We start from the raw sequence: 14,168 nt of genomic DNA on the forward strand, positions 1-14,168 counted from the left end.
CGATGCGATGAATTTTCAAACTGAGCTTAATTATGCACAAGGTTATCTCTGCGACCACCAATCCTGCCAAAATTCAGGCAATTCTTCGGGCATTTGAAGAGATTTTCGGTGAAGGATCCTGCCATATTGAACCCGTCGCCGTCGAGAGCGGTGTGCCGGAACAACCTTTTGGAAGTCAGGAAACGCGCACTGGCGCACGAAATCGCATAGATAACGCACGCCGCCTGCATCCGCAGGCCGATTTCTGGGTGGCCATTGAAGCCGGCATTGACGATGACGCGACCTTCAGCTGGGTGGTGATTGATAATGGCGTTCAGCGCGGTGAAGCGCGTTCCGCTACGCTGCCGCTGCCGGCGGTGATTCTCGACAGAGTCCGTCAGGGAGAAGCGCTCGGTCCGGTGATGTCACAGTACACTGGCATTGACGAGATAGGCCGTAAAGAAGGGGCGATTGGCGTGTTTACCGCCGGGAAGTTAACCCGTGCCAGCGTCTATCACCAGGCGGTGATCCTGGCGCTCAGCCCGTTCCATAACGCGGTGTATCGGTAATTATTTGCGCTACGTTGTAGGCCTGATAAGCACAGCGCCATCAGGCAATTCAATCTTTTCCGAGCAGCACCTGTTCCAGCCACTGACGCAGCTCGACCGGCGCAGTTTTGAGGCTATTGGACCCACGCGTGATGGTCGCAATACCGGCCCCAAGCTCGTTTTTCAACTCGCGTTGGCTCATCTCGCCGCGCAGCAGTTCTTCAATAATGCGCACGCGAGTCCCCAGCGCTTCGCGCTCATCAGGCGTTAACATCAAATTGAGCAATGGCTGGTGTAAATCTTGCTCATAAGCGTGTTTAAGCAGGTCGACAAAACGTAACCACTCCTGGTGACGCTGTTCTGCCATCTCTGCTGAATAGGGTGATTGCTGAGTCATAAGATATCGCCATCGTTGCGGGGGAGGCGCGATTGCCTCCCCCTTTGTACTCTTTAACGAGTACGATAGCATAACACACTCACCACGATCAGTAACGGCGTTGCCATTCTGCGTCGTTCATCAATTCCGGCTTATCACCGAGGAAGTAACGATAGTAGGCATCGTAAGCCAGCACGTTTTTCACGTACCCACGGGTCTCGGAGAACGGGATACTTTCTACAAAGGCCACCGCGTCAATGCGCCCTGCACTGTTGCCAAGCCAGGTACGAACGCGACCCGGTCCGGCGTTATAGGCTGCTGAAGCAAAGATGCGGTTATTGCCAAACTGTTGATACACATACTGTAAATAGCTGGTGCCGATGTTGATATTGGTCTCAGGATCCAACAGCTGATTAGGACTGCTGTAACCCGGAATCGAGAACATCTTCACTGTATGCGTCGCCGTACCCGGCATAATTTGCATCAACCCGCTGGCACCCACCGGCGATTTTACCTTCGGGTTCCAGGCACTTTCCTGACGGGCAATGGCCATCGCGTAGCTTGGCTGAATGTCTTTCCCGCTGGTGTAACGGGTAAACAGATCTTTGTAGGCCAGCGGGAAACGCTCTTCCAGATGATCCCAGAGTTTGCCAGCGATCGTGGCCTGCACGCTCAGATCCCACCAATGGTTGTTAAACGCATAACGCGCCAGCTGCGCCTGCTCAGACTTGGTGCGGCTGGTGACCAGATTCGCCCACTCGCTGCGCGCGGTGTTGTCCATGTTCCAGTACATCAACTCACGTACGCGCGCCATCTCCGGTCCCTGCGTCAGGGCAGCGTCAACATCCGCAGGCGCTTTGTCTATTTTCAGCGTGTATTCTTCACCAAGGCGCTGTGCTGCCACCATCGGATAGAAGCCACGCTGCTGCATCAGCGCATGCAGGATCTCTTTCGCTTCGGCGTCACGTCCGCGCTCCAGCAGCAGATCCGCCTGCCAGTAACGCCATTCATCTTTTTCCTTCGCGTCCATCGGCAGACGCGCCAGCCAGGTATTCAGCCCTCGACGATCGCCAGTTCCCAGCGCCATCCGCACGCGGCGCTCCACAAGCGTGGTGGATTGTGAGCGCATAATCGCGTCATCGCGCCATTTGGCCTGCTCGTCAGTAACGTCGTTGCCCATCAGACGCCAGGCGACGATATCGCGCAGCTCCTGAGTTTGATCGTCATTTAACTGCTGCGCCTGCGCCAATGAAGGGATCATCAAACGTGCATTTTCCGCGTCCTGACGCGCTACGCTGGCAAACGCCACCGCCGCCATCTGACGGGTAAAATCCGTAGCACCGGTGGTGCGCGCAAACGTCATCACCGAGTTAGGGTTGTTTGCCAGTGCAATAATCGCTGAAGCAATGGTCTGATAATCCGCTGGCATTTGTCCGGCCAGCGCGGTAACCAGTCCGGTATTACCCGCCTTCATCGCCAGGCGAATACGTTCAAGATACGCTAACGGATCCTGAGTCCCCGATGCCCGCCATACGCCGAATAATTTGTCACAGGCGTTGGGCTGACTCTTCCCGGTCAGCCAAAGATCTTTTGCACCTTGCCAGGCTTCTTCGGCCTGCCCGGTACTCCATTTCGCATAGTAGTAATTACATTGCGCTTCGGTGGTGCCGGGCTTATCCGGGCTGAATGCTAACAACCCTCGCCAGTCTTCCCGACGTGCCAATTCGTTCACGAAGCGCGATTGCAACGTGCGAGCAGGCGGCAGCGTTGGATTAGCGCGCACAAAATTGGTGACGGTAACGGTGGGCTGATTCATCAGATCGTCAGTAATCTGGCGATATTCAAGGTAGGGATACAGAGGGTAGCTTTTCAGGCCCGGCATCATCTGCTCGACGACGTCCATCTGCCGGTTATCCCAGGCCTGCTTAATTTGTGCATAGCGATTGCGCTGTTCATCCAGAGAATCCGCTCGCGCCACTTGACTGACCGTCAGCAGACATACGCTGGCTGCCAGCAGGCGCCAGGCTACGTGTTTGGCTTTGTCCACAAGCTCTTCCTCTTATCGTGTTACGACTGTGCAGCATCATGCCGCTTAATAGATTCATGCTAATCAGACATTGCAGAAAGTGCCACGTTCCGGACACTTTTTTACTTTTGTTGCGAGTGAGATCTGCTGGCTGGGATTGAGCAATGAAAAAGGCTACACTTCGCCTTTGATAACTATTCATCACCCTACTCAAAATCATTCTGGCTGCATCAAGGCGGCAAGAGAGAAAATCCCTGCGAGCATAGATGGCTATGTGACCAGGGTTTTCGAATGCAGCCAACACAGAGGCAGCCTGAAGGATGAAGAGTATATAAAAGAGGCGAAGTCCAACGTGGCTCAATTCGTTTATACCATGCATCGTGTCGGCAAAGTCGTTCCGCCGAAACGTCATATTCTTAAAAACATCTCTCTGAGCTTCTTCCCGGGTGCCAAAATCGGTGTACTCGGTCTGAACGGCGCGGGTAAATCCACCCTGCTGCGCATCATGGCCGGTATTGATACCGACATCGAGGGCGAAGCTCGTCCACAGCCGGGCCTCAAGATCGGTTACCTGCCTCAGGAGCCGAAGCTGAATCCGGAACATACCGTGCGTGAGTCCGTTGAAGAAGCGGTCGCCGACGTGGTTAACGCCCTGAAAGGCCTGGATGAAGTGTACGCGAAGTACGCCGAGCCGGATGCCGACTTCGATAAGCTTGCCGCACAGCAGGGTAAATTCGAAGAAATTATTCAGGCACACGACGGCCACAACCTGAACGTGCAGCTGGAGCGCGCCGCTGACGCACTCCGTCTGCCGGACTGGGATGCCAAAATTGAGAAGCTGTCCGGGGGTGAACGCCGCCGCGTCGCACTGTGCCGCCTGCTGCTGGAAAAACCAGACATGCTGCTGCTCGACGAACCGACCAACCACCTGGATGCAGAATCCGTGGCATGGCTGGAACGCTTCCTGCACGACTTCGAAGGGACCGTGGTGGCAATTACCCACGACCGTTACTTCCTCGATAACGTGGCTGGCTGGATCCTGGAGCTTGACCGCGGTGAAGGTATTCCGTGGGAAGGTAACTACTCTTCCTGGCTGGAGCAGAAAGATCAGCGTCTGGCGCAGGAAGCCTCTCAGGAAGCGGCTCGCCGTAAATCCATTGAGAAAGAGCTGGAGTGGGTACGCCAGGGTGCAAAAGGCCGTCAGTCGAAGGGTAAAGCCCGTCTGGCACGCTTTGAAGAGCTCAACAATACCGAATACCAGAAGCGTAACGAAACCAACGAACTGTTTATCCCACCAGGACCTCGTCTGGGCGATAAAGTCGTTGAGGTTACCAACCTGCGTAAATCCTACGGCGACCGCGTCCTGATCGACGACCTGAGCTTCTCGGTACCGAAAGGCGCTATCGTCGGGATCATCGGTCCGAACGGCGCGGGTAAATCCACCCTGTTCCGCATGCTCTCCGGTGAAGAACAGCCAGATAGCGGCACCATTGAACTGGGTGAAACCGTGAAACTGGCCTCCGTTGACCAGTTCCGTGACGCAATGGATAACAGCAAAACCGTGTGGGAAGAAGTATCCGGCGGGCTGGATATCATGAAGATCGGTAACACCGAAATGCCAAGCCGCGCTTACGTAGGCCGCTTCAACTTCAAAGGTGTTGATCAGGGTAAACGCGTCGGCGAACTGTCCGGTGGTGAGCGTGGTCGTCTGCACCTGGCGAAGCTGCTGCAGGTTGGCGGCAACATGCTGCTGCTCGATGAACCGACCAACGACCTGGATATCGAAACCCTGCGCGCGCTGGAAAACGCCCTGCTGGAGTTCCCGGGCTGCGCAATGGTTATCTCGCACGACCGTTGGTTCCTCGACCGTATTGCCACCCACATTCTGGATTACCAGGATGAAGGCAAAGTCGAGTTCTTCGAAGGTAACTTTACTGAATACGAAGAGTACAAGAAACGCACGCTGGGCGCAGATGCGCTGGAACCGAAGCGTATCAAGTACAAGCGTATTTCTAAGTAATTGCCGTTAAGTGCCGGATGGCGCTGTGCGTGTCCGGCCTACGAGGTGAGTGCAACTTGTAGGCCGGACAAAGCGTTTACGCCGCCATCCGGCATTAAAATCTATCCCTGCTCACCCATCAATTCTTTCACCAGCTCCACGCAGCGCAGGAAGCGGCCGTCATAGTCAGGCTCCTCGACGTGGACAAAATCGATGTTATTTTCCTGCAGCATTTCCACCAGCAGCGACTGAAACGCCTTACGGTCAACCGAGCTGCCCAGACTGCGTAGCCCATCTGCCACCCACGGCGTGTTATTTTCCAGCAGAATCACCAGGTCAAAGCGGTACTCGTCGATCAGCGCCTGCACAAACGGGTGCTCACGCCCTTCGTACTTTTTACAGAACGCCTGCGTCGTGACAAAGTCGGTGTCGATAAATGCCACTTTACTGGCATATTTAACTGCAAAATCAATGTATTGTGCTTGTCCAAGCGCGATTTTATCGTAATCGGAATACTGCAGCGCCATCTCATCGCCGCCCAAATGGGAGAAGACGTAATCACGGCCATATTCCCACGCACTGGTGGTGTTGAAGATATTGGCGAGTTTGTTCACCAGCGTCGATTTTCCGCTCGACTCACCGCCAAGGATCGCCACGGTGCGCACGAAAAACGGTTTCACCTCGGTGGGAATATACTCCCAGTAGCGAAACGGGTTTTCACGGATTTGTCCGCCGCTGATGCTCATGAATGTGCGCTTGGGATCGACCAGCACCGTTTCGATTCCCAGATGTTCCAGATACTGCGGCGCATCGGCTTCTTCAGAGGTGTAGATCCAGTTTGGCTGGATCCCTTTCTCCTGCATAAACGTTTTTATGCCGTTACTCCAGACATCCCAGCCGTGCGGATAAGGTTCCATGCCTTCTTCATTAAAGGCATGAATACGGATATTTTTCTGATATTTGAAGGTTTGCAGCAGCCAGCGAAGACGGTCAGAAACTGTGGGCTGCTGTGACATGGCGCTGTCTTCAAACAGGCTACGGTCGCGCGTTTCGTCATAGCCCATGATGATATGCAGCTCGTCAACCTGGCTACAGGCGCGCTGGATCAGATAGATATGCCCGGTATGCAGCGGATAAAACTTACCGAATACCACACCGATATTTTTCTGCTGACGGGGAAACTCAAGCCCGAGAAAACGGTGCAGCGCCTCCAGCTTTTGCGCGCTGGGGCTTTTGATTTTGGCATTCAGCAGTTGGCTTAAATATCCCTTGGTCATACCACTGGCATCCGCCACCTGTTGCAAGGTACAGCCCTTTTGCTTAATGGCGGTTTTGAGATAGTCGAACGATGACACAAGAGCCTCCTGCTGGAAAAATCGCGTAACACTGCCTGATGGCGCTTCGCTTATCAGGCCTACAAGGTGAAACAAATAATTACCCTATGGATTTCTGGTGGCAGCCAACACACCTGCCGACAGAAAGACGACGGGTAATGAATTATAAGTCGTCAAACACGTTTAACGCATCCGCGAGCTTTTTAACGCCAAAAACCTGCATTCCTTCCGGCACCTTTTTCGGCACATTGGCGGCAGGGACAATCGCCCGACGGAAACCGTGCTTCGCCGCTTCAGAAATTCGCTCCTGGCCGCTGGGAACCGGGCGAATCTCCCCCGCCAACCCCACTTCGCCAAAGACCACGAGATCGTGCGGTAGCGGCCTGTCGCGCAGGCTGGAAACCATCGCCAGCAGTAACGCAAGATCGGCGCTGGTTTCGGTGACTTTGACGCCGCCAACCACGTTAACGAACACGTCCTGGTCAGACATTTGCAGGCCGCCGTGACGGTGCAACACTGCCAGCAAGATCGCCAAACGGTTTTGTTCCAATCCGACTGCTACACGCCGAGGATTCGCCATCATCGAGTGATCGACCAGCGCCTGAATCTCCACCAGCAGTGGACGCGTCCCTTCCCAGACCACCATCACCGAGCTGCCGGAGGTCACTTCATCGCCACGGCTTAAGAAAATAGCGGAAGGGTTGCTGACTTCGCGCAGGCCCTGTTCGGTCATGGCGAAGACGCCAAGCTCATTCACCGCACCAAAGCGGTTTTTATGGCTACGCAGGGTACGGAAACGAGAATCCGCATCGCCGTCAAGAAGCACCGAGCAGTCAATGCAGTGCTCCAGTACTTTTGGCCCAGCCAGAGAGCCATCTTTGGTGACGTGACCGACCATGACAATCGCCACGCCGCGCGTTTTAGCAAAGCGCGTCAGGTATGCGGCGGTTTCACGCACCTGCGCCACGCTGCCCGGCGAAGACTGAATATCCGCCATGTGCATCACCTGAATGGAGTCGATGACCATCAGCTTTGGCTGCTCTTCCTCTGCAATCAGGCAAATCTGCTCAATGCTGGTTTCTGACAGCATATTCAGATTTGCCGTCGGCAGACCGAGTCGATGGGCGCGCATCGCCACCTGTTGTAGCGATTCTTCCCCGGTGACGTACAGGGTCTTCATCTGCTCGGCAAGCTTGCACAGCGTTTGCAGCAGCAGGGTGGATTTCCCGGCGCCTGGATTACCGCCGATCAGAATGGCACTGCCGGGCACCACACCGCCGCCCAACACGCGGTCAAACTCTTTAAAACCGGTAGAAAAACGCGGCAGCTCTTCCAGACTGATATCCGCCAGCTTTTGCACCTTAGCGACGCCTGCATTACCGGCATAGCCGCTGAGGCGCTCGTTACGCGCCACCGTCGGTGACGCCGCAAGACGCACCTCGGTGATGCTGTTCCAGGCCTGACAGGCGCTACATTGCCCCTGCCAGCGCGGATAATCGGCCCCGCATTCATTACATACAAAGGCGCGTTTAGGAGCTTTTGCCACGTTTTACCTCGTTATTTCTGGTTCATGCTACCGGAGAGAATGCAGAACACCCCCATCAGGTCAGCGTGACGGATAGTAATCTCCGTCTTTTCATTCACTTTCGGCTTAGCATGGTAGGCGATCCCCAGCCCTGCCGTTTTGATCATCGGCAGATCGTTAGCGCCGTCGCCAATCGCCACCGTTTGCGTCATTGGGATTTCATATTCCTGCGCCAGTCGGGTCAGGGTGGTGGCCTTGTACTGAGCATCGACGATATCGCCAATCACGTTGCCGGTAAATTTCCCGTCCATGATCTCCAGCTCGTTCGCCACAACCGCCGTCAGGCGCAGCTTTTCGCGCAGATATTCAGCAAAGAAGGTAAAGCCACCGGAGGCTATCGCGACTTTCCAGCCCAGCGTTTCCAGCTTCAGCACCAGTTGCGTTAAGCCGGGCATCAGCGGGAGATTTTCACGTACCTGCATCAAAATATTGGCATCCGCCCCCTTCAGCGTGGCGACGCGGCTGCGCAAGCTAGCGGTGAAATCCAGCTCCCCGCGCATCGCGCGTTCCGTCACTTCTGCGACCATCTCGCCGGTTCCGGCCAGTTTAGCGATTTCGTCAATGCACTCGATCTGGATCGCCGTCGAATCCATGTCCATCACCAGCAGGCCTGGCGTGCGCAAATGCGGGATTTTCCCCAGCGGGGCAACATCCAGTTTGGCATCATGCGCCAGTTTTGTTGCCCGCGGCGTTAACGATCCCGCGAGGCGAATCACCTGATAATCCTCGACGCACCAGGCCGCCACAATCACCATCGCCGCCCCCAGTTTGCTCTGGTATTGCGTTAAGCGTTGTTTATCCAGCCCACGACCATACAGCAGCCAGCCGCTACGGCCCGCGTGGTAATCCAGTGGCATCACTTCATCACCACTTAAAGAGAGGGGCAGACCTGGCCACAGAGAGACATCTTCAGGTAGATCGCACCAGGTAATGTTAGGCATTAAAGCTCCTGTAAAATCGTTCGGGTCGGAATCATCAGGGGAAAATAACGCATGAGGCTACCCTGTAACCAGCGCTTCTGGCAACATTAAGTCTCAAATTTTCAGCAGGTGGAATATGGCTCGCGCAAAACTGAAATTCCGACTTCATCGTGCAGTGATTGTATTGTCCTGCCTCGCGCTGCTCGTCGCCCTGATGCAGGGCGCGTCGTGGTTTAGTCAAAACCATCAACAGCAGCGAAATCCGCAGCTGGAAGAGCTGGCCCGCACGCTGGCCCGCCAGGTTGCATTAAACGTCGCGCCGCTGATGCGTACCGAAACGCCGGATGAAAAACGCATCGCTGTCGTGCTGCGCCAACTCACCGACGAGAGCCGTATTCTCGATGCGGGCGTCTATGATGAACAGGGCGATCTCATTACGCATGCCGGTGAGAGCGTGAATGTTCGCGACCGGCTGGCGCTGGACGGTAAAAAAGCCGGGGGCTATTTTAATCAGCAAATTGTCGAACCCATTCAGGGCAAAAATGGTCCGCTGGGCTACCTGCGCCTGACGCTGGATACCCACACCCTTGCCACCGAGGCCAAACAGGTGGATAACACCACCAACATTCTACGCCTGATGCTGCTCCTGTCACTGGCGATTGGCGTGGTATTAACCCGGACATTACTGCAAGGTAAGCGCACCCGCTGGCAACAATCGCCGTTCCTGCTGACCGCCAACAAACCGGTGCAGGAAGAAGACAGCGAGAAAAAAGAGTAATTCACCAGGAAGGAAATCAACCATGACCACATTACGCCTGCTTATCTCCGACTCTTACGATCCGTGGTTTAATCTGGCGGTTGAAGAGTGCATTTTTCGTCAAATGCCCGCCACGCAGCGCGTGCTGTTTTTATGGCGCAACGCCGATACGGTGGTCATAGGCCGGGCGCAAAACCCGTGGAAAGAGTGCAATACCCGACGCATGGAAGAGGATAACGTCCGGCTGGCTCGCCGTAGCAGCGGCGGCGGCGCGGTGTTTCACGATCTCGGTAATACCTGCTTTACCTTTATGGCAGGCAAACCGGAATACGACAAAACCATCTCCACCACTATCGTACTCAATGCCCTGAACGCACTGGGCGTCAACGCTGACGCCTCCGGGCGTAACGATCTGGTGGTCAAAACGGCCGAAGGCGATCGCAAAGTTTCAGGTTCGGCGTATCGAGAAACTAAAGATCGCGGGTTCCACCACGGTACGCTGCTGCTGAATGCCGACCTCAGTCGTCTGGCAAATTACCTCAACCCTGATCAGAAAAAGCTTCAGGCGAAGGGGATCACCTCCGTGCGTGGTCGGGTCGCGAATCTGGTTGAACTGCTGCCTGAGATCACTCATGAAAAAATCTGTGAAGCCGTGACCGACGCCTTTTTCCAACACTACGGCGAACGCGTAGCGGCTGAAATTATTTCCCCGGATAACACGCCGGATCTGCCCAACTTCGCCGAAACGTTTGCCCGCCAGAGCAGTTGGGAGTGGAACTTTGGTCAGGCCCCTGCCTTCTCTCATCTGCTGGATGAGCGTTTTACCTGGGGTGGCGTCGAGTTACATTTCGACGTGGAGAAAGGCCATATCACCCGCGCGCAGGTCTTTACCGACAGCCTCAATCCCGCGCCATTAGAAGCGCTAGCGGGCAGCTTGCAAGGGTGTCTGTATCGGGCGGACAGGCTGCAACAGGAGTGCGAGGCGTTGATTGGCGATTTCCCGCAACAGGAAAAAGAGCTACGAGAACTGTCGGCGTGGATAGCGAGCGCGGTACGCTAATAAAAAAGCCCGCTGGCGCTGTGCTTAGCGGGCCTACAAAACCGTAGGCCGGGTCAGGCGAAGCCGCCCCCCGGCACTAAAGATATTACTCTTTATCGCCCAGCAGCACGGATTCCAGCGCGATTTTGATCATGTCGTTGAAGGTCGTCTGACGTTCAGCAGCAGTGGTCTGCTCGTGAGTACGGATATGGTCGGACACGGTGCAAATGGTCAGCGCTTTCGCACCAAACTCAGCCGCAACACCGTAGATACCCGCCGCTTCCATTTCCACGCCCAGCACGCCGTATTTTTCCATCACGTCGAACATTTCGCCGTCCGGAGAGTAGAACAGGTCAGCGGAGAACAGGTTGCCCACGCGCGCGTCTACGCCCAGCGCTTTGGCCGCATCAACAGCATTACGCACCATGTCGAAGTCAGCAATAGCGGCAAAGTCATGATCTTTAAAGCGGATACGGTTAACTTTGGAGTCGGTGCAAGCACCCATTCCAATCACCACGTCACGCAGTTTGACGTCCATACGCACAGCGCCACAGGAGCCTACGCGGATGATTTTCTTCACGCCGAAATCGGTGATCAGTTCTTTGGTGTAGATGGAGCAGGATGGGATACCCATACCATGACCCATGACGGAGATCTTACGGCCTTTGTAAGTCCCGGTGAAACCTAACATGCCGCGAACGTTGTTCACTTCACGGACATCTTCGAGAAAAGTTTCAGCAATGTGCTTCGCACGCAGCGGGTCGCCAGGCATCAATACGACGTCAGCGAAATCACCCATTTCTGCATTAATATGTGGAGTTGCCATCTTTTATCCTTATTTCATTGTTATTGCCTGATGGCGGCTACGCCTTATCAGGCCTACAAAACCGTAGGCCCGGTAAGCTTGCGCCACCGGGCAATTGCATTACAGCATGTTTTTACCGTAGTCCATCGGCGACGTACCAAAGTAGCTCGCCAGCGTCTGACCGATATCCGCGAAGGTCTCGCGGTGACCCAGTGAACCCGGTTTGACTTTCGGGCCATAGATCAACACCGGAATGTGCTCACGAGTGTGGTCAGTGCCCGGCCAGCTTGGGTCACAGCCGTGGTCAGCGGTCAGGATCAGAATGTCATCTTCCCCTACCAGCTCCATCAGCTCAGGCAGGCGGCGGTCGAACAGCTCCAGGCCTGCGGCATAGCCGGCGATATCGCGACGATGGCCCCAGGAAGAGTCGAAGTCGACGAAGTTGGTGAAGACGATGGTCTCATCACCCGCTTCTTTCATCTCTTTGATGGTGGCGTCGAACAGCGCGTCCAGACCGGTCGCTTTCACTTTTTTAGTGATACCGCAGTTCGCGTAAATGTCAGCAATCTTACCTACAGAGACAACATGGCCTTTTTTCTCGTCGACCAGTTTCTGCAGAACGGTCGCCGCTGGCGGTTCTACGGCCAGATCGTGACGGTTACCGGTACGCTGGAAGTTACCGGCTTTATCGCCAATAAACGGACGGGCGATCACGCGACCAATGTTGTAGCCGCCTTCGGTCAGTTCTTCACGGGCGATTTCGCACAGCTCGTACAGCTTATCCAGACCGTAGGTCTCTTCGTGACAGGCAATCTGGAACACGGAGTCAGCGGAAGTATAGAAAATCGGCTTGCCGGTTTTCATATGTTCTTCGCCCAGTTGATCCAGAATGACCGTACCGGAAGAGTGGCAGTTGCCGAGGTAGCCCGGCAGGTTGGCGCGCTTAACCAGTTTGTCCAGCAGCTCCTGCGGGAAGCTGTTTTCATGATCGGAGAAGTAACCCCAGTCAAACAACACCGGCACACCGGCGATTTCCCAGTGACCAGACGGCGTGTCTTTGCCGGAAGAGAGTTCATGCGCCCATGCGTAGGCACCGATCACTTCTGCATTACCGTCCATTCCGGCGGCAATTTTACCTGTAGAACCTTCGTGAGCTTTCACCAGGCCCAGACGGGTCAGGTTAGGCAAATTCAGCGGACCTTTGCGACCATTGTCAGCTTCGCCTTTCGCACAGGCTTCTGCAATATGCCCCATAGTATCGGCGCCAACATCGCCAAAGCGGTCAGCGTCTTCAGTCGCACCTATACCAAAGGAGTCCAGCACCATAATAAATGCACGTTTCATATTATTCTCCGTACCTTTTGCGCCGCAAAAAAGCGATCAGATCAGTATACAGTTATTCGGTTATACGACGATAGACTGTCGGTGTAATTTCTGGCGCTTTGTCGTCAAGACTGATTGCCGCTTTGACCGCTTTCGCCGCTTCCTGCCAGCTGGCTTCATCTTTGGCATGGATCACCGCCAGCGGACGCTGCCCGTCTACGCTGTCGCCCAGACGCGCCATGTCGCTAAAGCCGACGCTGTAATCAATGGTGTCCGATGCCTGACGACGACCGCCGCCCATGGAAACTACCGCCATCCCCAGCGCACGGGTATCCATTGCGCTAACAAAACCTTCGGTATCAGCATATACCGCTTTGCTGAGCATTGCCGTCGGCAGATACTTCGCATAATTTTCCACGAAGTCGGTCGGACCTTTTTGCGCCGCGACCATGCGACCAAAAATTTCCGCCGCTTTACCGTTATCCAATACCGCCTGCAGCTTGGCGCGGGCTTCGGCATCGTCTTTCGCCAGTTTGCCGGAGATCAGCATTTCCACACTCAGCGCCATGGTGACGTCTAACAAACGTGGATTGCGGTATTCACCGGTCAGGAACTGCACGGCTTCGCGGACTTCTACTGCGTTACCGGCGCTGGAAGCCAGCACCTGGTTCATATCGGTTAACAGTGCGGTGGTACGCACGCCTGCCCCGTTCGCCACGCCGACAATTGCTTCAGCAAGGGCTTCTGAAAGTTCGTAGGTTGGCATAAAGGCGCCGCTACCAACTTTCACGTCCATGACCAGCGCATCCAGCCCTTCCGCCAGCTTTTTCGCCAGGATCGAACCGGTGATCAGCGGAATGGAATCCACCGTCGCGGTAATGTCGCGGGTGGCATAAAAACGTTTATCCGCCGGTGCGAGCGAGCTGGTTTGCCCAATAATCGCCACACCCACGTCTTTAATAATTTCACGGAAACGCGCGTCATCCGGGAAGATGTCAAATCCCGGGATCGCTTCCAGTTTATCCAGCGTACCGCCGGTATGACCCAGACCCCGCCCGGAAATCATCGGAATATAGCCGCCGCATGCTGCGACCATTGGACCTAACATCAGTGACGTTACGTCACCCACACCGCCGGTAGAGTGCTTATCCACAATCGGGCCGTTCAGCTGCAGACTTTTCCAGTCCAGCACGGTTCCTGAATCACGCATTGCCATGGTCAGCGAAACACGCTCAGGCATTGTCATATCGTGGAAGAAAATGGTCATCGCCAGGGCGGCGATTTGCCCTTCAGAGATGGTGTTGTCGCGAATACCGTTAATAAAGAAACGAATTTCTTCATCACTCAGCGCATGACCATCACGTTTTTTACGAATAATTTCTTGTGCGAGAAACAAGGGAACCTCCCGATTATGGGCCGGGTAAGCAATGCGCCACCCGGCAAGTCGTATTCATGCCGGATGGCGGCTTGCGCCTTA

Annotated in this window: 12 protein-coding genes; 4 read left to right on the plus strand and 8 right to left on the minus strand. The window is 55.1% G+C overall.

Going from position 1 to position 14,168, the window contains the following annotated elements:
• The first annotated feature begins 32 nt into the window (after nt 1–32).
• The gene (gene yjjX, locus FDW95_RS19745; protein ID WP_096758391.1) at nt 33–548 is read left to right on the plus strand and encodes an inosine/xanthosine triphosphatase; all 516 of its coding nucleotides are present in this window, start codon (nt 33–35) and stop codon (nt 546–548) included.
• A 49-nt stretch (nt 549–597) separates the two neighbouring features.
• On the opposite strand, the gene trpR is transcribed toward yjjX, so the two are convergent.
• Nucleotides 598–924, minus strand: coding sequence for a trp operon repressor (trpR, locus tag FDW95_RS19750; RefSeq protein WP_096758392.1), 327 nt, complete (start codon nt 922–924; stop codon nt 598–600).
• Between the two features lie 88 nt (nt 925–1,012).
• A complete protein-coding gene (gene sltY / locus FDW95_RS19755; RefSeq protein WP_115259518.1) occupies nt 1,013–2,950 on the minus strand; it encodes a murein transglycosylase in 1,938 nt (645 codons plus the stop codon).
• Nucleotides 2,951–3,281: 331 nt separating this feature from the next.
• Between sltY and ettA the strand changes: the two genes are divergently transcribed.
• The gene (ettA, locus tag FDW95_RS19760; protein ID WP_096758394.1) at nt 3,282–4,949 is read left to right on the plus strand and encodes an energy-dependent translational throttle protein EttA; all 1,668 of its coding nucleotides are present in this window, start codon (nt 3,282–3,284) and stop codon (nt 4,947–4,949) included.
• Between the two features lie 101 nt (nt 4,950–5,050).
• Here ettA and nadR read toward each other — a convergent pair whose 3' ends face one another.
• The 3 genes from nadR to serB form a co-directional block, all read right to left on the minus strand.
• Nucleotides 5,051–6,283 (minus strand): multifunctional transcriptional regulator/nicotinamide-nucleotide adenylyltransferase/ribosylnicotinamide kinase NadR, encoded by a 1,233-nt coding sequence (nadR, locus tag FDW95_RS19765; RefSeq protein ID WP_115259520.1) that lies wholly within the window; start codon nt 6,281–6,283, stop codon nt 5,051–5,053.
• 142 nt (nt 6,284–6,425) lie between these two features.
• Complete coding sequence (gene radA, locus FDW95_RS19770; RefSeq protein ID WP_096758396.1) at nt 6,426–7,808, minus strand: DNA repair protein RadA; 1,383 nt, start codon at nt 7,806–7,808, stop codon at nt 6,426–6,428.
• Nucleotides 7,809–7,819: 11 nt separating this feature from the next.
• Complete coding sequence (serB, locus tag FDW95_RS19775) at nt 7,820–8,788, minus strand: phosphoserine phosphatase (protein WP_115259521.1); 969 nt, start codon at nt 8,786–8,788, stop codon at nt 7,820–7,822.
• Between the two features lie 115 nt (nt 8,789–8,903).
• Between serB and FDW95_RS19780 the strand changes: the two genes are divergently transcribed.
• Nucleotides 8,904–9,545: a YtjB family periplasmic protein gene (locus tag FDW95_RS19780; RefSeq protein ID WP_096758398.1), complete on the plus strand. Its 642-nt coding sequence runs from the start codon at nt 8,904–8,906 to the stop codon at nt 9,543–9,545.
• A gap of 22 nt (nt 9,546–9,567) precedes the next feature.
• Entirely contained in the window at nt 9,568–10,584 is a 1,017-nt protein-coding gene (gene lplA / locus FDW95_RS19785) for a lipoate--protein ligase LplA (RefSeq protein WP_115259522.1), read from the plus strand.
• An 85-nt stretch (nt 10,585–10,669) separates the two neighbouring features.
• On the opposite strand, the gene deoD is transcribed toward lplA, so the two are convergent.
• From deoD to deoA, 3 genes are all read right to left on the minus strand, one after another.
• Nucleotides 10,670–11,389, minus strand: coding sequence for a purine-nucleoside phosphorylase (gene deoD / locus FDW95_RS19790; RefSeq protein WP_000224864.1), 720 nt, complete (start codon nt 11,387–11,389; stop codon nt 10,670–10,672).
• A 99-nt stretch (nt 11,390–11,488) separates the two neighbouring features.
• A complete protein-coding gene (deoB, locus tag FDW95_RS19795; RefSeq protein ID WP_096758401.1) occupies nt 11,489–12,712 on the minus strand; it encodes a phosphopentomutase in 1,224 nt (407 codons plus the stop codon).
• A gap of 52 nt (nt 12,713–12,764) precedes the next feature.
• On the minus strand, nt 12,765–14,087 hold the full coding sequence (gene deoA, locus FDW95_RS19800) for a thymidine phosphorylase (protein ID WP_115259523.1): 1,323 nt from the start codon (nt 14,085–14,087) through the stop codon (nt 12,765–12,767).
• Nucleotides 14,088–14,168 lie beyond the last annotated feature (81 nt).

The sequence above is a fragment of the Citrobacter sp. wls718 genome (genome assembly GCF_005280945.1).
In the GTDB taxonomy this organism is placed as follows: domain Bacteria; phylum Pseudomonadota; class Gammaproteobacteria; order Enterobacterales; family Enterobacteriaceae; genus Citrobacter; species Citrobacter gillenii.

Bases quoted from the DNA above. Each gene is read 5' to 3' on its own strand.
- yjjX (WP_096758391.1), top strand. From the start codon at position 33: ATGCACAAGGTTATCTCTGCGACCACCAATCCTGCCAAAATTCAGGCA.
- trpR (WP_096758392.1), bottom strand. From the start codon at position 924: ATGACTCAGCAATCACCCTATTCAGCAGAGATGGCAGAACAGCGTCAC.
- serB (WP_115259521.1), bottom strand. From the start codon at position 8,788: ATGCCTAACATTACCTGGTGCGATCTACCTGAAGATGTCTCTCTGTGG.
- FDW95_RS19780 (WP_096758398.1), top strand. From the start codon at position 8,904: ATGGCTCGCGCAAAACTGAAATTCCGACTTCATCGTGCAGTGATTGTA.
- lplA (WP_115259522.1), top strand. From the start codon at position 9,568: ATGACCACATTACGCCTGCTTATCTCCGACTCTTACGATCCGTGGTTT.
- deoD (WP_000224864.1), bottom strand. From the start codon at position 11,389: ATGGCAACTCCACATATTAATGCAGAAATGGGTGATTTCGCTGACGTC.
- deoB (WP_096758401.1), bottom strand. From the start codon at position 12,712: ATGAAACGTGCATTTATTATGGTGCTGGACTCCTTTGGTATAGGTGCG.